Below are 17,398 nucleotides of genomic sequence, written 5' to 3'. Positions count from 1 at the left end.
TAACTAATATTGATACATGAAAAATAAAATTTTAATAGCAATAGCATTCTTTTTATCCCTTAAAGGACTATCGCAAACGACAATTACAAACCCAAACGATTCTAGGGTTATTACAACAGGAGTACCATTTTTATTGATTGCTCCAGACGCAAGAGCTGCAGCAATGGGAGACATGGGTGTGGCAACTTCGCCAGATGCATTTTCTCAACAATGGAACTCGTCAAAGTATGTGTTTTCAGAAAATAAATCAGGAATAGCAATAAGCTACACACCATACTTAAGTAAATTGGTTAATGATATTTTCTTAGGAAATGTAACTTATTTTAACAGGCTTAATGATAATAGTTCATTTGCAGCTAGTTTTAAATATTTCTCTTTAGGAGATATAGAATTTGTCCAAGACGAATTTTCTGAAGCCTTAGTACAAAGACCAAATGAGTTTACTTTTGACGTCTCATATGCATTAAGATTAAGCGATCAATTTGGTATGTCAGTTGCAATGCGTTACTTACAATCTGATTTAAAATTGAATATTGGAGATAATGACACAAAAGCAGCAAGTACTTTTGGTGTAGATATTTCTGGTTATTATCAAAGCGAAGAACAAGCCTATAATGATTTTAATGGTCGTTGGAGAGGTGGATTTGCTATCCAAAATTTAGGGCCTAAGTTTAAATATGATGAAGCTGGACAAGAAAACTTCCAACCAACTAACTTAAGATTAGGTGGAGGATTCGATTTTATTTTAGACCAATATAATAAAGTTGGTGTAACAGCAGAGTTTTCTAAATTATTAGTACCAACACCACCAATTTTAGGATTTGATGATACAGATGATGACGGAACTCAAGATGCAGATGAGCCAACATATATTGTTTCTGGACAAGATCCAGACGTGCCATTTTTATCAGGTGTATTCCAGTCTTTTGGAGATGCTCCAGGAGGATTTAAAGAAGAATTACAGGAATTTACATATGCGTTAGGTGCAGAATACACATATCAAGACTCTTTTGCCTTTAGAGCAGGTTATTTTAATGAACATGAAACAAAAGGAGCACGAAAGTTTTTTGCTTTAGGTGCTGGATTTAAATACAATGTTATAAATGTAGATTTATCTTATTTGTTCTCAGCATCTCAAGTACAAAGTCCTTTAGAGAGCACATTACGTTTTTCTCTGACCTTTAATTTAGGAGCTGGAACTTACGACGAGTATTAAAAAAAAATAAATGAAATCAAAAAAACTATTGTGAAAACAATAGTTTTTTTGTCTAAAATAGTTCCGTATATTTAAGTTATGAAGGAAGTAAAAATAGAAACGACACTACAAGTTTTTGATGATTTAAAAGAGCTGCCAGAAGATGTTCAAAATTTAATGAATAAAGCTTCGGTAGCTAGAGATAAAGCATATGCACCATATTCTAAGTTTTTAGTAGGTGCTGCTATCTTGCTAGATAATGGAGAGATAATAACTGGTAGTAATCAAGAAAACGCATCTTATCCTTCTGGATTATGTGCAGAACGTACTGCTATTTATTATGCTGGAGCAAAGTACCCAAAAGCAAAGCACTTAAAAATGGCAATTATAGCAGGTTCTCAAACTAATCCTACAACAACACCAATACCACCATGTGGAGCATGTCGACAAGCAATCTCTGAATATGAAGTTAAACAAGATGCTCCAATAGAATTGTATTTTATGGGAGAAACAGGTAAAGTTGTACGATCAAACTCTTTAGCAAACCTTTTACCATTCATTTTTGATAAAACAGTATTATAACTACAACGTTTTCGTATAAAAATTACTATTTTCAGTTTTTTCATTACTAACTAAAGTAGTACTTTTGTTATTCGATATAAAAAAAACTAACATTACCAATGCAAAAAATAACTAAAGAAACATATATAAAATGGTATGAAGATATGCTGTTTTGGAGAAAGTTTGAAGACAAACTTGCAGCAGTATATATTCAACAAAAAGTTAGAGGTTTTCTTCATTTATATAATGGTCAAGAAGCAGTACTAGCAGGTGCATTACATGCAATGGACCTTACAAAGGATAAAATGATTACTGCTTATCGTAACCATGTGCAACCAATTGGAATGGGAGTAGATCCAAAGCGCGTCATGGCAGAATTATATGGTAAAGCAACCGGAACTTCTCAAGGTTTAGGAGGATCGATGCATATTTTTTCTAAAGAGCATCGTTTTTATGGTGGTCATGGTATTGTAGGAGGACAAATCCCTTTAGGAGCAGGAATTGCTTTTGGAGATAAGTATCATAACGTAGATGGTGTAACTATTTGTTGTTTTGGAGATGGAGCTGCAAGACAAGGATCTTTGCATGAGTCTTTTAACCTTGCAATGCTTTGGAATTTACCAGTAGTTTTTGTTTGTGAAAACAACGGTTATGCAATGGGTACATCAGTAGAGCGTACTGCAAATCATACAGATATTTGGAAACTTGGTTTAGGTTATGAAATGCCTTGTGAACCAGTAGATGGAATGAACCCAATAAAAGTAGCAGAAGCATTTGATGAAGCTATACAACGTGCACGTCGTGGCGATGGACCAACGTTTTTAGAAGTTAAAACCTATCGTTACAGAGGGCACTCAATGTCTGATGCACAACATTATAGAACTAAAGCAGAAGTAGAAGAGTATAAAAAACTTGACCCAATTACTCAAGTAAAAGAAGTAATTTTAGATAAAAAATACGCAACAGAAGACGACTTAAAAGTTATCGATAAAAGAGTAAAAGACTTAGTTGCAGAGTGCGAAAAATTTGCTGAAGAGTCACCTTATCCAGATAAAAGCGTGATGTATGATGCAGTGTATGAGCAAGAAGATTATCCATTTATAGACCACAAAATTAAATAAGCTATGGCTGAAATTATAAACATGCCTCGTTTAAGCGACACCATGGAGGAAGGGACTGTTGCAGCTTGGTTGAAAAAAGTAGGAGACAAAATAGAAGAAGGTGATATTTTAGCAGAAATCGAAACTGATAAAGCTACAATGGAATTTGAGTCTTTTAACGAAGGGACTTTACTTCATATAGGAATACATGAAGGAGAAACAGCTAAAGTTGATACTTTGTTAGCTATTATTGGAGAAGCAGATGAGGATATTTCTGGTTTATTAAATGGAGCGACAACTGAAGAAAAAACTGAAGAGGTTCTTTCAGAAAGCAAAACCGAAACCACTTCTAATGAAGTACAAGATATTCCAGAAGGTGTAATTGTGGTAACTATGCCAAGATTAAGTGACACTATGGAAGAAGGTACAGTTGCTTCTTGGTTAAAAAATGTTGGTGATACTGTTGAAGAAGGAGATATTTTAGCCGAAATCGAAACAGATAAAGCAACTATGGAATTTGAATCATTCCAATCTGGTACTTTACTATTTGTAGGATTAAATGAAGGCGAAACTGCTAAAGTAGATTCGTTATTAGCTATAATTGGACCAGCAGGTACTGATGTTTCTGGTATAGCTAAAAACTTTAGTCCAGCAGGAGATGCTCCATCTAAAAAAGAAGAAGCGACAAAAACTGTAGCTAAAGTTGAAGCACCAAAACAAGAAAAAGCTGCAAGTCCAGTAAAAGAAGTAAAAGCTTCAAATACAGCAAACGGAAGAATTTTTGCATCTCCTTTAGCTAAAAAAATGGCTGAAGAAAAGGGAGTAAATTTATCTCAAGTAAAAGGTTCTGGAGAAAATGGACGTATTGTAAAACGAGATATCGAAAACTTTACACCATCTGCACAATCCGCTTCAGTTGGTAAATTTGTACCAACTGGACAAGAAGATTTTGACGAAGTGCCAAACTCTAATATGCGTAAAGCTATTGCTAAAAATTTAGCAAAATCTAAATTTAGCGCACCACATTATTATTTAAATGTAGAGTTTGATATGGAAAATGCTATTGCTTTTAGAAAGCAGTATAATTCTGTTCCAGACACTAAAATTTCATATAATGATATGATTGTTAAAGCTTGTGCTTTAGCATTAAAACAGCATCCACAAGTTAACTCTCAATGGTTTGATGACAGAATGCAATTAAATAACCATGTGCATATTGGTGTAGCTGTTGCTGTACCAGATGGTTTATTAGTACCAGTTGTTAAATTTGCTAATGAGCAAAGTTTAACTCAAATAGGTGGAGCTGTAAAAGAATTAGCAGGTAAAGCAAGAAATAAAAAGCTTGGTTTAGATGAGATGGAAGGTAGTACTTTTACAATATCTAATTTAGGAATGTTTGGTATAGATAGTTTTACGTCAATTATCAATCAACCTAATTCTGCTATATTATCTGTCGGAAATATTGTTGAAAAACCAGTTGTAAAAGAAGGGCAAATCGTTGTTGGTAATACAATGAAATTATGTCTAGCTTGCGATCACAGAACAGTAGATGGAGCAACAGGAGCACAGTTTTTACAAACACTAAAAGGATATATAGAAAATCCAGTGACAATGTTAGTATAATATTTTTCGCTTTAGCGAAATAAAACCATATAAAATCCCATTTCAAGTCAATTGATTTGGGATTTTTTTATCTTTAAACTTAAATCATTAAAAATGAAAAAAATACTATTAATATTTGGATTAGCCATTTTAGTAAATGCTTGTAAAACCAAAGTAAATGATACTTTAAAAGTAGAAGATTATACAGTTACTAGTCAAGAAATTAATGACATGGTATCCTTTTTAGCAGCAGATCGTTTAAATGGTAGAGACACTGGAAGCGAAGGGATAGGTGAAGCAGCAAACTATGTGGAGTCTAAGTTTAAATCCTATGGGTTAAAGCCTTATTTTGAAACCTTTCGTGATAATTTTTTAGTTGGAGAATTAGACGCTTATAATGTTGTAGGATATCTGGAAGGAAATGATGCTAGCCTAAAAAACGAATATATTGTTATTGGAGCGCATTATGACCATATTGGGATTGCTAAGCAAGGTGTTGCAAACGATTCTGTATCCAATGGAGCTAATGACAATGCAGCAGGAACAAGTGGAGTGTTAGCTTTAGCTAAATATTTTGGAGCTAAAAAAAGTAATAAAAGAAGTTTGCTGTTTGTAACATTTTCTGCAGAAGAAAAAGGATTGCTTGGATCAAACCATCTTGCTAAACGCTTAAAACAAACCAATTTTAATATGTATACCATGTTAAATTTAGAAATGATTGGTGTGCCATTTAAAAATAGAGATTATATCGCATTTGTTACAGGTTTTGATAAATCTAATATAGCTCAAAAAATGAATGAGTATTCAAATAAGAAAGTTATTGGATATTCAGAAATAGCAAAAAAATATAATTTGTTTAGACAGTCAGATAATTATGCGTTTTATAAAGAGTTTGGATTACCATGTCATACAATATCATCTTGTGACTTGTCTAATTATGATTATTATCATCATGTAGATGATGAAGCAGATAAATTAGATTATAATCATATGGTAAGCCTTATTAATAGTATTATACCAGCTATTGAAACGATGTGTAACACTGCAACAAAAGAAATTAAAGTAAATGAAAACTAAAAATATTATAATAACAGGAACCAGTAGAGGTATTGGTTTTGAGTTGGTTCATATTTTTGCAAATCAAGGTCATAATGTGTTGGCTTTGTCAAGAAATGCACAACCAGTAAGTAATCTTCATTTTGAGAATATTACTTCTTTTGCTTTTGATTTAAATAGGCAAGAAGACTATAAAAAAGTTGAAGATTTTATAGAAAAAGAATGGAAGCAAGTTGATATACTAATTAATAATGCAGGAGTTGTTTTAAACAAGCCTTTTGCAGAAACATCTATGCAAGAATTTGAAAACGTTTATAAAACAAATGTTTTTGGAGTTGCAGAAATGACAAGAGTCATCATTCCTTTTATGAAAAAGGACAGTCATGTGGTTACTGTTAGCTCAATGGGAGGTGTACAAGGTAGCATGAAATTTGCTGGGCTATCTGCTTATAGTTCTAGTAAAGGTGCAGTTATAACGCTTACAGAGCTTCTAGCGGAAGAATATAAAGAAACAGGACCAAGTTTTAATGTTTTAGCATTAGGGGCTGTTCAAACAGAAATGCTTGAAGAAGCATTTCCTGGCTACAAAGCACCAACTACAGCTAAGCAAATGGCAGATTACATGTCAGACTTTGCATTAAATGGAAACCAATATTATAACGGAAAAATGTTGCAAGTCTCTAACTCTACACCATAAAAAAACAGCCAATTTATAAATAAATTAGCTGTTTCTAGGTTTTGGTTAGTTTAGTTAGTTATTAATTAGAGACGCTCTAAAGCTGCATAAGCTTCAGCGCTTGAAAATTTGTCTTCGTAAAAAACATTATATTCTAATACTTTTATGACTTGCATTAATTGTTCAAAGTCTTTTTTCTGGTAAATAGGTTTTAAGCTATCATCCACTTTAAAATACATTTGGCTAGTATCGTTTTCAGAATCTATTCCGTAAAAAAATAAAATTTCATTTTTTTTAGGTTTAAAAAATTCAAAGTCTTCTGTTATACTTGCGGATTGATTGTAGTAAATTTTGATGTACACTTTTTCAGAGTCAGTTTCATCTTCAATACCCAAATCATTAGGGTTAAGTCTGTAACGTGTTACTTGTAAGTAATCGTCAGAATTTGTACTTTTGTCGGTGTTTTCTTGAGCTAATGTTGTATTTAGACAAAACAACAGTAGCATAGTTAGGGATAATCTCATGCGCTATTAATCAGTTAATTTATTAGGGATAATATTTTTAACGATACTAAGAAAGTGTATTTTTCTATATAAAACAAATATATTATTGAATAAAATATAAAATTTTAACATTTTAATTATGGCATTGACACCTTCTAATCCATTTCCTTTAGGAAAAACAGCTCCAAATTTTTCTCTATTAAACACAGTAACAGATAGTAAGCTAGGCTTGGAGCAGTTAAAAGGAGATAATGGTACTGTTATCGTATTTATTTGTAATCATTGTCCATTTGTTGTGCACATTAACCCAGAATTAGTCAAAATTGCTAATCGATATCAAGATAAAGGGATCGCTTTTATAGCAATTAGTAGTAATGATGTAAATAATTATCCACAAGATGGACCAGTTATGATGAAACAATTGGCTAAAGATTTAAACTATCCCTTTCCTTATTTATATGATCAAACACAAGATGTAGCAAAAGCTTATGATGCTGCTTGTACTCCAGATTTTTATGTGTTTGACCAAAATCTTAAATCTACTTATCATGGACAACTTGATAATTCAAGACCAGGAAACGGTTTGCCAGTTACTGGAGCAGACTTAATTAAAGCAATGGAGGCTGTGTTAAATAACCAACAACCTTTAGCTATTCAAAAACCTAGTATAGGTTGTAATATTAAGTGGAAATAAATTATGAATTAGAGTATTCTTTTAAATTAAAAATACTCTAATTTTGTCGCACAAATAATTAACTAAAATGCAACAAACTACAAACACAATATTAATGATTCGTCCAATCAATTTTAGAATGAACGAACAAACTGCAGTAAACAACTATTATCAAAAAGAACTAGATAATACATTGCCAGAAGCAGTTAATACAAAAGCACAGAATGAGTTTGACGCTTATGTAGAAAAGTTACGTGCAATTGGTGTTAATGTTGTAGTTATTGATGATACAAAAGAGTTTGATACACCAGATTCTATTTTTCCTAATAACTGGATCTCCTTTCATCAAAATGGGACTGTTGGTTTGTATCCAATGTTTGCAGAAAATAGAAGATTAGAAAGACGTGAAGATGTTTTAACAAAGCTAGAAGAGGCTGGTTTTAAAATTAATGATATTATAGATTATACATCTGCTGAAGAAGAAGATGTGTTTTTAGAAGGAACTGGAAGTGTATTGCTTGATCGTGCTAACGGAAAAGCATATTGTGCATTATCTCCAAGAGCAGATGAAGATTTGTTTATAGAATTTTGTGAGGATTTTGAATACACACCAGTAGTATTTACAGCAAATCAAACAGTAGAAGGTAAGCGTAAAGCAATTTACCATACTAATGTTATGATGTGTTTAGGAGAGACCTTTGCTGTTATTTGCTTGGATTGTATTGACGATAAAAAAGAACAAAAAAACGTTGTTAAGAACCTTGTAGACGATGGTAAAGAAGTAATAAGTATTACAGAAAAGCAAGTCAATAATTTTGCTGGTAATATGCTACAAGTTAAAGGAAAAGACGATGTCTTATATTTAATTATGAGTCAGGCTGCTTACGATAGTTTGTCATCTGCTCAAATTAAAACAATAGAAAAGCATTGTCCAATCCTATCAAGCTCGTTAAATACTATTGAAGCTTGTGGTGGCGGAAGCGCTCGCTGTATGATGGCTGAGGTATTTCTACCGAAGGTGTAGTTCAAGTTGCACCTGGATCCTGATCGGATTTAGATTTTGGTAATTCTACATAAAAAGTACTTCCAACATTTGGAGCACTTTCTACCCAAATGGTTCCTTTATTAAGTTCAACTAATTCTCTACAGATAGTTAGTCCTAATCCTGTGCCTTTTTCTTTATTTGTACCTCTAGTAGTAAAAGTGTTATTACCAAAAAGTTTACCTTGGTCTTCTTTGCTGATTCCTATTCCTGTATCTGCAACACTTAAAATGGCTTTACCATTACTAATTTGGTTAGAGATAGATATGGTGTCTCCTGTGTTACAAAACTTAACTGCATTGGCTAACAGGTTTTGGATTACAATTTCTATCATACTTCTATCTGCATAAACAAAATCACGAAGTGTATTGTCTACTAATTTGACACCTTTAGCTTCAAATTTTTGATCCATAAGTTTAGTTTTTTCAATAAAAACTTCTTTAATATCAAATAATGAAGGTTTAGGCTCTAAAGATTGCATTTGTGATTTAGACCAATTTAATAGGTTAAATAATAACAATGATGCATTATTAGCATTTTCACTTAATTCTGGAAGTAAACTATGAAACTCGTCTTGGGTTAGTTGTCCTTCCTTTAATAAATCTATAAACCCTTTTGTAGAGGTTAATGAGTCTTTAAGGTCATGAGAAACTATCGAAAATAATTTGTCCTTAACCTTATTAATGTTTTCTAGATGCTTGCTTTGTTCTAAAATAGCTTCGTTCTGTAATTCTATTTTTTTGTTTTTTGCTTCAAGTTCTCTAGTGTATTTAAGTCTGTTGTTTCGTTTTAAATAAAACAACACAAAAAAGGTTAATACTATTGCAAATGCAGCAAGTAAAGCATAAAAAATAAGTTTAAACTTATCTAGTTTTTTCTTACTTACCAAATCATCTTCAGATGTAATTGTTGGAATTAAATTCTCAATATTAGCAGCATCTTCTTCAGCTGGTTCAATTACAACTATTGGATTATTTTTAGCTTTTTCTTGATCAAGCTTTTCTTTTAATTTATAATATTCTTTTTGCCATGTGTAAGCGCCTTCAAAGTTTCCTTTATCAGATTCTAGAGTTTGCATCAATTTGTAATTACGTAGTAATTCCTCATCGTTATTTGTTACTCGACTTAAATTAGCTGCTTCCTGTAATTGTGCTTCTGCTGTTTTTAATCTTTTTTGTTCAATATTTATTTCGCCTAAACTATTTAAAGCTACAGATAATTCTATTTTGTTTTCAAAACGTCTATTTAAATTAACAGATTCTGCAAGATATTTAGTGGATGTACTGTAGTCTTTATCCATTAAGTAGGCTTTTCCTAAATAGGGTAATATATTGGCTCTTAACTTTTCTTCGTTAGGATTAGCATAACCCAAAGCGCTTTCATAATAACTAATGGCTTGGTTATAGTTTTGTTTTTTAATATAGATGTCTCCTAGGTTTTTGTTAGTACTAATAAGACCTTTGGTATTGTTAATTCTATTATCTACATCTAGTTTTTTTAAGTTGTAAGTAATTGCTTTTTCTATATTTCCAGAAGTTTGGTAAGCATTTGCTAAACTTTCGTAATTTTTAGATAGCTCATCAAAAAGTTCTCTTTTTTCAAGTTCTTTTATTGCAGATAAAGCATGTGATAAACCATCTTTGTAATTGCCTTTTTCAATTTCTAAAATTCCTAAATTGCTATTGACTTTGGCTACAGACAAGGTGTCTCTTACAGAAGTGTATAATGTTTTTGCATTTTTAAACTCGTTAATAGCTTTAGCAGTATTGCCTTCTTGGTTATGGATTTTTGCTTTATAATAAGTAATTTCTGCAAGTCCTTTATTGTACTTTAGTTCTTTAGCAAGTTTTTCACTTTGCTGTACAAATTTTAAGGCTTTGTTGTAGTCTTTAGATTCAAAAAGAAGTTTAATAATGCTAACAGACGTGTTTACTTTAGAAGAGTCTGGATCTTGATAAGCTAACTGAATAGTCAGGCTCTCTAGTTCTTCATCTTGAGAAAAACCAAATGCAAAAGACAATAAAAATATTAGGACAAGTAGTCTCTTCATTTAAATATACAACATCAAAACAAAAGTAAGACAAATTGCACAATTTTGCAGTTTATTTGGCTTTAAATAATGACTTATAGTTAGTTTAGTTAAAAGAAGAAAATTAGAGGGATTTTCCTTCGCTGGTTAAAAATGACTATTATAAAACTGTTATCATAATTTTTAAGAGGTAATACCAAAATATTAGCCGAATGGTTAATTTATTTTTTTAAACACGTATCCAGCTTTTTCTGCTTCCCAAACATGATTGCCATTTTTGCCTAAAAATCTTTTAGATTTATAGCTGTTAATTATAATAAAATTTAATTTTTTTAGAATTGATTTTTTCATCAAACGATTAATATTTAAAGGGTGAACCACATGCTTTCATTCAATAAAATGCTATATTTGCGCTTTTAAAATTTACAAATAATGAGTCTACAAAACACCTTACAACAACATGTTAAGCAAGCAGTAAATACGTTGTTTAATGCTACTTTAGAAACCGTAGAATTTCAGGCAACCAGAAAAGAGTTTGCTGGAGATATTACTGTAGTTGTGTTTCCAATGTTACGCGTAGTAAAAGGTAATCCTGTGCAAATAGGAGAGGCTATTGGTGGCTTTTTGGTAGATAATGTTGCAGAAGTCGAAGGATTTAATGTGGTAAAAGGGTTTTTAAATCTAGAGATTGAAGCCTCTTATTTTGTAAATTATTTTAATACAATAAAAGCAGATAAATCTTTTGGATTTGTTGACGCTAAAGCAGAAAACAAAGCCATAATGGTCGAGTATTCTTCGCCAAATACAAACAAACCATTGCACCTTGGACATGTTAGAAATAATTTACTAGGTTTTAGTGTTGCAGAAATTATTAAAGCTTCCGGAAAAAAGGTTTATAAAACTCAAATTATTAACGATAGAGGAATTCATATTTGTAAAAGTATGTTAGCTTGGCAACGTTTTGGTAATAACGAAACTCCAGAATCTACAGGTTTAAAAGGAGACAAATTAGTTGGTAATTACTACGTTAAATTTGATCAAGAATATAAAAAAGAAATTGAAGCTTTAAAAGCTGAAGGTAAAACCGAAGATGACGCAAAAAAAGAAGCACCAATTTTAGTTGCTGCACAGCAAATGCTTTTAAAATGGGAAGCAGGAGATAAAGAAGTTGTTGCTTTATGGGAAACCATGAACGGTTGGGTTTATGATGGTTTTAATAAGACGTATAAAAATTTAGGTGTTGATTTTGATAAATTATATTATGAAAGTCAAACCTACCTTTTAGGTAAAGAATTTATTGTAGAAGGTTTAAAAACAGGAGTATTCTTTAAAAAAGAAGATGGATCAGTTTGGTGCGATTTAACAGCAGAAGGTTTAGACGAAAAAATTGTACTGCGTTCTGACGGAACAGCAGTATACATGACCCAAGATATAGGTACAGCTATCCAACGTGTAAAAGATTATCCAGATGTTGGAGGAATGGTGTATACAGTAGGTAACGAACAAGAATACCACTTTCAAGTACTATTTTTAATTATTAAAAAACTAGGATTTGATTGGGCAAAAAACCTATTTCATTTAAGTTACGGAATGGTAGATTTGCCATCTGGAAAAATGAAAAGTAGAGAAGGTACAGTTGTGGATGCAGACGATTTAATTGTCGAAATGGCAACCACAGCACAAACTATATCTGAAGATTTAGGAAAGCTTGATGGTTATACTGATAATGAAAAACAAGACTTGTATAAAACCATAGGTTTAGGTGCTTTAAAATATTACATCTTAAAAGTAGATCCTAAAAAACGAATCCTTTTTGATCCAAAAGAATCTATAGATTTTCAAGGTAATACTGGACCTTTTATACAATATACATATGCAAGAATCCAATCTATTTTACGTAAAGCAGATATAGATAATGCAGTAACACTTGATGCAAGCGATGTATCTTTACACGATAAAGAACGCGAGCTTATTAAACAATTACAATTGTTTCCAGAAGTAATACAGCAAGCAGCAAACCAACACAGTCCAGCTTTAATTGCTAATTATACTTACGATTTAGTAAAAGCCTTTAATAGCTTTTACCAAAATGTATCAATACTTGGTGCAGATACACAAAACGAGATTGTGTTTAGAGTACAACTATCTCAATCTGTAGCAAATAGTATTAAAAATGCATTTGGCTTATTAGGTATTGCTGTACCAGAACGTATGTAATATTCCTGCGAAAGCAGGAATCTATTTGTTGTTAAGGCAACTATTAGCCAAAAGCATCTTTATTAATATCGTCTTCTTTAATTTCTTGTTTTTTATCGATTTGTTCGATTAAGTTTTTTGGTATATTATCTTTTCTTTTAAAATTTAAAGGAAAAGGTAAAATACAAGCCATAATAATAAACAAAATCAAAGCCACTAAACGTAGTGCTCTTTTTATTTTCATAATATGTTTTTAATGTTTTAAATGCTATAAAGCATAGCTATAATTACCATTCTGAGTTTTCAAAATGAAAAAAATGAGACTTTTAAAGTCCTATAAAAACATTAAAAAGTAAGATGGAGTTTGGTTTTGAAGTGGTTTTAAAAACAACTCCAATTGTTTTACTTTAAAAGTCGTGTAAGTAAATTGTCTAGACTTAATAGTAAATCTATTTGTACTATTATTAGCTAATAAAAAGGAAGAAAAACTATAGCCACAAAACAAGTTGTTATTGTCTCTTTGTGCTATTTTTTGAAGTGCATCAACATAAAAAACATCATTGTAAGTTGTAGTAGTATCTGTGTGGACAAGTTCTATTTTAGTAACAGCAATCTCATTACTGTTAGCGTAACCAGAAAATGATGCTAATGAGAATAGTAAAACAAAACTAAATAAGCATATATGTATTTTGTGTTTAAACATAATGTTTTCTAAGATACTGATTTTTGTTTAAATATTTTTGTAAAAAAAAAGGCGACAATTTTTTTTGTCTTTGTAGTGTAAATAATAAAATAAATATATCGATAACTTTTATCTACTCAAATTTTATGTAATCAATCTCAATATCAAAAGCACCAGCTTTTTTATCACTAATAATTAGTGCAATATTAAAAATATCATCTAAAGCTTTGGTTGGCATATCGTTGCCAATTACTTCACTAATTCTGTAATGTTTAAAGTCTGATAAATTAATAGTTAAGGTTTCCCAATCTGTAGTTTTAGGTGTAAAAGTATGTTTGTAATAAGGTATGTAATAACGTTGGCTATTTTTTAGCGACAAACCAAACGTCCTATCTGTACTACTGCTTTTATAACGTATAGTCAAGGTTGTACAATTAGATAAAGCACCTTCTGTTATTAAAGTACGCATGCTAGCAAAACCACCATTGTTTTCTAGACTAACGTTGCCTTTAAATTGTACACTATCTTCTGTTAAAACAGTATTGGATTGTGACAATCCTCCCATAACACCATCGTTAACAATGCGCCAACTGCTTCCAGCTTTATCTTGTCCAAAATCAATGATTAGTCCTGTAGTTGTAGTCATAAATAAAAGTGCTAAAATTAGTAATGGTTTCATGTACTAAAGATACGCAATAGTTACAGGATTTTATTGTAATGGAATGTTAATTGATAATGGTTTTTGGAGTTGAAATTAAGAATTTCGTTGAACGTTTAGCGAATATGATTCCGTTTTAATGAATCATATTCGAAGTTCAACGAAGTTAGTTGTTTTTTGTCAGAAAATCAATACGTATAACTACGTATTTTTTTCAATAAAAAACCTCTATTTTTGCAGTAATGCAACACACAGTATCACATTACATTCCAGAAGCATCAGTCCCAAAAGTGTTACAACTTTTGGAGCATGATAATTTAAGTATTTTGGTAAAAAAAGAACGTAAAACCAGACATGGTGATTATCGTAAACTACCTAATGGTAAACACCAAATCACTATTAATGGTAGTTTAAATAAATATCGATTTTTAATAACTTTAATCCACGAGATTGCGCATCTGGAAGCATTTAAAACCTATGGACGTTTTATAAAACCACATGGAATAGAGTGGAAGCGTACCTTCCAACATTTAATGTTGCCATTTATAAATCCAGAGGTGTTCCCAAAAGCATTATTACCAGTTTTGGCTAAACACTTTATAAACCCAAAAGCGTCCAGCGATACAGACGTGCAGCTCGCCTTAGCTTTAAAGCAGTTCGACGCAGCAAATAATAAAACATTTATATTTGAAGTACCTTTACACCAGACTTTTAAAACCCACAATAATCGTGTGTTTAAAAAAGGTGCAAAAAGACGCACACGTCATGAGTGTGTCGAGGTAAAAACAGGTAAAATATACTTGTTTAATGCCAATGCAGAAGTCGATATTATTAATGATTAGTAAAGGATTAATTTAAAGAAAAGTAAAATGCAAAATAAAAATTATTACGCCATTTTAATGGCTGGAGGAGTCGGATCACGTTTTTGGCCAGTCAGTACAGAGGAGTTCCCGAAGCAATTCCATGATATGTTAGGAACTGGAGATACCTTAATACAAAAAACATTTAGTAGACTAAGTACAATTATTCCAAAAGAAAATATTTTTATTTTAACTAATGAAAAATATAACGATTTGGTGTTGGAGCAACTTCCAGAAGTAACGCAACGCCAAGTGGTTTTAGAACCTGCAATGCGTAATACTGCACCTTGTATTTTGTATGCAAGTTTAAAAATACAAAAAGAAAACCCTGATGCTGTAATGATTGTGGCACCAAGTGATCATTGGATAGAGGATGAAGCTGCATTTAGTAAAAATGTAGAACAAGCGTTTCAGTTTTGCCAGCAAAACGATGCTTTAATGACTTTAGGGATTACACCAACGTTTCCAAATACAGGTTATGGTTATATAGAAAGCGGAAACCCTGAAAATGGTATCCATCCAGTTATTCAGTTTAGAGAAAAACCAGATTATCAAACTGCAAAACAGTTTATAGATCAAGGTAATTTTTTATGGAATGCTGGTATTTTTATGTGGAGCGTAACTAGTGTTGTTAAAGCATTTCAGAATAATCAACCAGAATTATTTGACTTGTTTAAAACAGGTATTCCTGCTTATAATACAGAGTTTGAAGACGATTTTATTAGAGATAACTACGCTAAAGCAGAAAACATCTCTGTAGATTACGCTATCATGGAACCATCAAAAAATGTGTATGTTATTCCTGCTACTTTTGATTGGAATGATTTAGGTACTTGGGGAAGTTTATATGACAAGTTAGATAAAGACCAAGATAATAATGCAGTGGTTAATGCAAAAACCTTAACTGAAGATGCATCTGGTAATATGATACGTACTAAAGCAGACAAAGTTGTTGTGGTAGATGGATTGCAAGATTATATTATTGTGGATAAAGACGAAGTTTTGCTTATCTTTCCGAAGACAAAAGAACAAGATATTAAAAAAGTGCTCCAAAAAGTTAAAGATAAATTTGGAGAACATTATGGATAGGGTTTAACTATGGAAGAAAACAATAAGCCAAAAGAAAATAAATTTGATTTCTCTGATGAAGAGAAGCAAGCAGAAGCTGTAAACCAGAAAAAAGAAGCGGTAAAAAAAGATGCTGAAGGATTGTTTGAGAGCATTAAAAACTTTATTAGCAACATTTTTGATTTTAGAGATGACACAGATAGAGATGCTACTATAGCTGCAATAAAAGCAGATATACCTTTAAGAGGTGCAACTGCTTGGATTTTAATTTTTGCCATATTTGTGGCTTCCATTGGACTTAACTTAAGCTCTACAGCAGTAGTGATTGGAGCCATGTTAATCTCGCCATTAATGGGTCCAATTTTAGGAGTTGGAATGTCTTTAGCAATTAATGATATCGATACTTTAAAAAGCTCGTTTGTTAATTTATTAGTCATGGTGGTTTTAAGTGTGTTAACCGCTTATCTATATTTCAGAATTTCTCCTTTAACAGAATTGACTGCAGAGTTAGAAGCCAGAACAGAGCCAAATATTTTAGATGTATTTATTGCCATTTTTGGTGGTTTGGCACTGATTGTTGCCAGAACTAAAAAAGGAACCATAGCATCTGTAATTTTTGGTGTTGCTATTGCAACAGCTTTAATGCCACCTTTATGTACAGCTGGTTATGGTTTAGCAGTAGGTAATTATGGTTACTTTTTAGGAGCTATGTATTTATTTACTATTAATACAACCTTTATTGCTTTAGCTACTTTTTTGGTGTTAAAAATATTGCGTTTCCCAATGTTGAAGTATGCTAATTCTAAACGACGAAAAAACATTGCCAGAATTGCAGCCTTTTTTGGAATTATTGCAATGATACCTGCTATTTTAACTTTTATTACTTTATTAAGAGAGACAGGGATTAATAGTGATTATAAAAAATACGTTAAAAGCGAAATTGAAGTAAACGATCAATTGTGGTTGCAACGTGACAAAAAGAATGATGAAAACAAAACTATTACTTTGTATTTTAATGGTGAAGTCAATGAAATTTTAACTGCAGATTTACGTAACGAGGTTAAAAAATATGAAGCTATAAAAGATTATGAAGTCTTTGTAAATGGAGATAATAGTAGGTCTTCAGAAAAATTATCAAAATCTTTAGATCGTGCTTATGACGATATAGATGAAAAAGAAACCATTATTGCAGGTTTAAAAGAACGTCTTCAAACTATGGAGTCAGAAATGGAATTGATTAGAAATAAAAACAAGGACATTAATTTTTCAAGTTTAGCAAAAGATGCAAAAATATTGTTTAGCGATTTAGAATATTTAAGTTATGCTAAAACGTTACAATCTTCAGATTTTATAAAAACAGATACGTTAGTTGTAGCTAATGTAAAATGGAATACAGCTGTAAGTGATAGTCTTAAAACCGTAAAACAAGAAGCATTAAAAGTGTGGTTAGAACAACAGATTGGTAGTAAAAAAGTTGAGGTAAGACAGGTTAATTAA

17 protein-coding genes are annotated in these 17,398 nt (G+C 31.5%); 12 read left to right on the top strand and 5 right to left on the bottom strand.

Annotated elements, in window-relative coordinates:
• The first annotated feature begins 16 nt into the window (after window positions 1-16).
• From porV to SJY17_RS00660, 6 genes are all read left to right on the top strand, one after another.
• Window positions 17-1,216, top strand: a complete 1,200-nt coding sequence (porV, locus tag SJY17_RS00685) for a type IX secretion system outer membrane channel protein PorV (protein WP_397363521.1) — start codon at window positions 17-19, stop codon at window positions 1,214-1,216.
• 78 nt (window positions 1,217-1,294) lie between these two features.
• Complete coding sequence (gene cdd, locus SJY17_RS00680; protein ID WP_397363520.1) at window positions 1,295-1,777, top strand: cytidine deaminase; 483 nt, start codon at window positions 1,295-1,297, stop codon at window positions 1,775-1,777.
• A 98-nt stretch (window positions 1,778-1,875) separates the two neighbouring features.
• Window positions 1,876-2,877 (top strand): pyruvate dehydrogenase (acetyl-transferring) E1 component subunit alpha, encoded by a 1,002-nt coding sequence (gene pdhA / locus SJY17_RS00675; RefSeq protein WP_397363519.1) that lies wholly within the window; start codon window positions 1,876-1,878, stop codon window positions 2,875-2,877.
• Window positions 2,878-2,880: 3 nt separating this feature from the next.
• Entirely contained in the window at window positions 2,881-4,479 is a 1,599-nt protein-coding gene (locus SJY17_RS00670) for a 2-oxo acid dehydrogenase subunit E2 (protein WP_397363518.1), read from the top strand.
• A 93-nt stretch (window positions 4,480-4,572) separates the two neighbouring features.
• Window positions 4,573-5,535 (top strand): M28 family peptidase, encoded by a 963-nt coding sequence (locus SJY17_RS00665; RefSeq protein ID WP_397363517.1) that lies wholly within the window; start codon window positions 4,573-4,575, stop codon window positions 5,533-5,535.
• The gene (locus SJY17_RS00660; RefSeq protein ID WP_397363516.1) at window positions 5,525-6,211 is read left to right on the top strand and encodes an SDR family NAD(P)-dependent oxidoreductase; all 687 of its coding nucleotides are present in this window, start codon (window positions 5,525-5,527) and stop codon (window positions 6,209-6,211) included. Before SJY17_RS00665 ends, SJY17_RS00660 begins: the two co-directional genes overlap by 11 nt.
• A gap of 65 nt (window positions 6,212-6,276) precedes the next feature.
• Here the strand turns inward: SJY17_RS00660 and SJY17_RS00655 are convergent, their stop codons facing one another.
• Complete coding sequence (locus SJY17_RS00655; protein WP_397363515.1) at window positions 6,277-6,714, bottom strand: hypothetical protein; 438 nt, start codon at window positions 6,712-6,714, stop codon at window positions 6,277-6,279.
• A gap of 118 nt (window positions 6,715-6,832) precedes the next feature.
• Between SJY17_RS00655 and SJY17_RS00650 the strand changes: the two genes are divergently transcribed.
• Both SJY17_RS00650 and ctlX read left to right on the top strand, forming a co-directional pair.
• On the top strand, window positions 6,833-7,387 hold the full coding sequence (locus SJY17_RS00650) for a thioredoxin family protein (RefSeq protein WP_397363514.1): 555 nt from the start codon (window positions 6,833-6,835) through the stop codon (window positions 7,385-7,387).
• A gap of 67 nt (window positions 7,388-7,454) precedes the next feature.
• Window positions 7,455-8,390, top strand: coding sequence for a citrulline utilization hydrolase CtlX (gene ctlX, locus SJY17_RS00645; protein WP_397363513.1), 936 nt, complete (start codon window positions 7,455-7,457; stop codon window positions 8,388-8,390).
• A gap of 1 nt (window position 8,391) precedes the next feature.
• Here ctlX and SJY17_RS00640 read toward each other — a convergent pair whose 3' ends face one another.
• On the bottom strand, window positions 8,392-10,458 hold the full coding sequence (locus SJY17_RS00640; RefSeq protein ID WP_397363512.1) for an ATP-binding protein: 2,067 nt from the start codon (window positions 10,456-10,458) through the stop codon (window positions 8,392-8,394).
• A 411-nt stretch (window positions 10,459-10,869) separates the two neighbouring features.
• Between SJY17_RS00640 and argS the strand changes: the two genes are divergently transcribed.
• Entirely contained in the window at window positions 10,870-12,654 is a 1,785-nt protein-coding gene (gene argS / locus SJY17_RS00635) for an arginine--tRNA ligase (RefSeq protein WP_397363510.1), read from the top strand.
• A gap of 43 nt (window positions 12,655-12,697) precedes the next feature.
• Here the strand turns inward: argS and SJY17_RS00630 are convergent, their stop codons facing one another.
• From SJY17_RS00630 to SJY17_RS00620, 3 genes are all read right to left on the bottom strand, one after another.
• The gene (locus tag SJY17_RS00630; protein ID WP_397363509.1) at window positions 12,698-12,877 is read right to left on the bottom strand and encodes a hypothetical protein; all 180 of its coding nucleotides are present in this window, start codon (window positions 12,875-12,877) and stop codon (window positions 12,698-12,700) included.
• Between the two features lie 90 nt (window positions 12,878-12,967).
• Window positions 12,968-13,336, bottom strand: a complete 369-nt coding sequence (locus SJY17_RS00625; RefSeq protein WP_397363508.1) for a hypothetical protein — start codon at window positions 13,334-13,336, stop codon at window positions 12,968-12,970.
• A gap of 112 nt (window positions 13,337-13,448) precedes the next feature.
• Window positions 13,449-13,994, bottom strand: coding sequence for a CIA30 family protein (locus SJY17_RS00620; protein WP_397363507.1), 546 nt, complete (start codon window positions 13,992-13,994; stop codon window positions 13,449-13,451).
• A gap of 221 nt (window positions 13,995-14,215) precedes the next feature.
• Here SJY17_RS00620 and SJY17_RS00615 point away from each other — a divergent pair, with 221 nt between their 5' ends.
• Genes SJY17_RS00615 through SJY17_RS00605 form a run of 3 tightly spaced genes read left to right on the top strand, consistent with a single transcriptional unit; the run spans window position 14,216 to window position 17,398 of the window.
• Window positions 14,216-14,815, top strand: a complete 600-nt coding sequence (locus SJY17_RS00615; protein WP_397363506.1) for a SprT-like domain-containing protein — start codon at window positions 14,216-14,218, stop codon at window positions 14,813-14,815.
• Window positions 14,816-14,842: 27 nt separating this feature from the next.
• A complete protein-coding gene (locus SJY17_RS00610) occupies window positions 14,843-15,922 on the top strand; it encodes a mannose-1-phosphate guanylyltransferase (RefSeq protein ID WP_397363505.1) in 1,080 nt (359 codons plus the stop codon).
• Window positions 15,923-15,931: 9 nt separating this feature from the next.
• Entirely contained in the window at window positions 15,932-17,398 is a 1,467-nt protein-coding gene (locus SJY17_RS00605) for a DUF389 domain-containing protein (RefSeq protein WP_397363504.1), read from the top strand.

This window comes from Olleya sp. R77988, assembly GCF_044594215.1.
Taxonomy (GTDB): Bacteria; Bacteroidota; Bacteroidia; order Flavobacteriales; family Flavobacteriaceae; genus Olleya.
This window is presented reverse-complemented; position numbering and strand designations above follow the sequence as displayed.

Excerpts from the sequence above, each read along its gene's own strand:
- porV (WP_397363521.1), top strand. The coding sequence starts at position 17 with ATGAAAAATAAAATTTTAATAGCAATAGCATTCTTTTTATCCCTTAAA.
- cdd (WP_397363520.1), top strand. The coding sequence starts at position 1,295 with ATGAAGGAAGTAAAAATAGAAACGACACTACAAGTTTTTGATGATTTA.
- pdhA (WP_397363519.1), top strand. The coding sequence starts at position 1,876 with ATGCAAAAAATAACTAAAGAAACATATATAAAATGGTATGAAGATATG.
- SJY17_RS00670 (WP_397363518.1), top strand. The coding sequence starts at position 2,881 with ATGGCTGAAATTATAAACATGCCTCGTTTAAGCGACACCATGGAGGAA.
- SJY17_RS00665 (WP_397363517.1), top strand. The coding sequence starts at position 4,573 with ATGAAAAAAATACTATTAATATTTGGATTAGCCATTTTAGTAAATGCT.
- SJY17_RS00660 (WP_397363516.1), top strand. The coding sequence starts at position 5,525 with ATGAAAACTAAAAATATTATAATAACAGGAACCAGTAGAGGTATTGGT.
- SJY17_RS00655 (WP_397363515.1), bottom strand. The coding sequence starts at position 6,714 with ATGAGATTATCCCTAACTATGCTACTGTTGTTTTGTCTAAATACAACA.
- SJY17_RS00650 (WP_397363514.1), top strand. The coding sequence starts at position 6,833 with ATGGCATTGACACCTTCTAATCCATTTCCTTTAGGAAAAACAGCTCCA.
- ctlX (WP_397363513.1), top strand. The coding sequence starts at position 7,455 with ATGCAACAAACTACAAACACAATATTAATGATTCGTCCAATCAATTTT.
- SJY17_RS00640 (WP_397363512.1), bottom strand. The coding sequence starts at position 10,458 with ATGAAGAGACTACTTGTCCTAATATTTTTATTGTCTTTTGCATTTGGT.
- argS (WP_397363510.1), top strand. The coding sequence starts at position 10,870 with ATGAGTCTACAAAACACCTTACAACAACATGTTAAGCAAGCAGTAAAT.
- SJY17_RS00630 (WP_397363509.1), bottom strand. The coding sequence starts at position 12,877 with ATGAAAATAAAAAGAGCACTACGTTTAGTGGCTTTGATTTTGTTTATT.
- SJY17_RS00625 (WP_397363508.1), bottom strand. The coding sequence starts at position 13,336 with ATGTTTAAACACAAAATACATATATGCTTATTTAGTTTTGTTTTACTA.
- SJY17_RS00620 (WP_397363507.1), bottom strand. The coding sequence starts at position 13,994 with ATGAAACCATTACTAATTTTAGCACTTTTATTTATGACTACAACTACA.
- SJY17_RS00615 (WP_397363506.1), top strand. The coding sequence starts at position 14,216 with ATGCAACACACAGTATCACATTACATTCCAGAAGCATCAGTCCCAAAA.
- SJY17_RS00610 (WP_397363505.1), top strand. The coding sequence starts at position 14,843 with ATGCAAAATAAAAATTATTACGCCATTTTAATGGCTGGAGGAGTCGGA.
- SJY17_RS00605 (WP_397363504.1), top strand. The coding sequence starts at position 15,932 with ATGGAAGAAAACAATAAGCCAAAAGAAAATAAATTTGATTTCTCTGAT.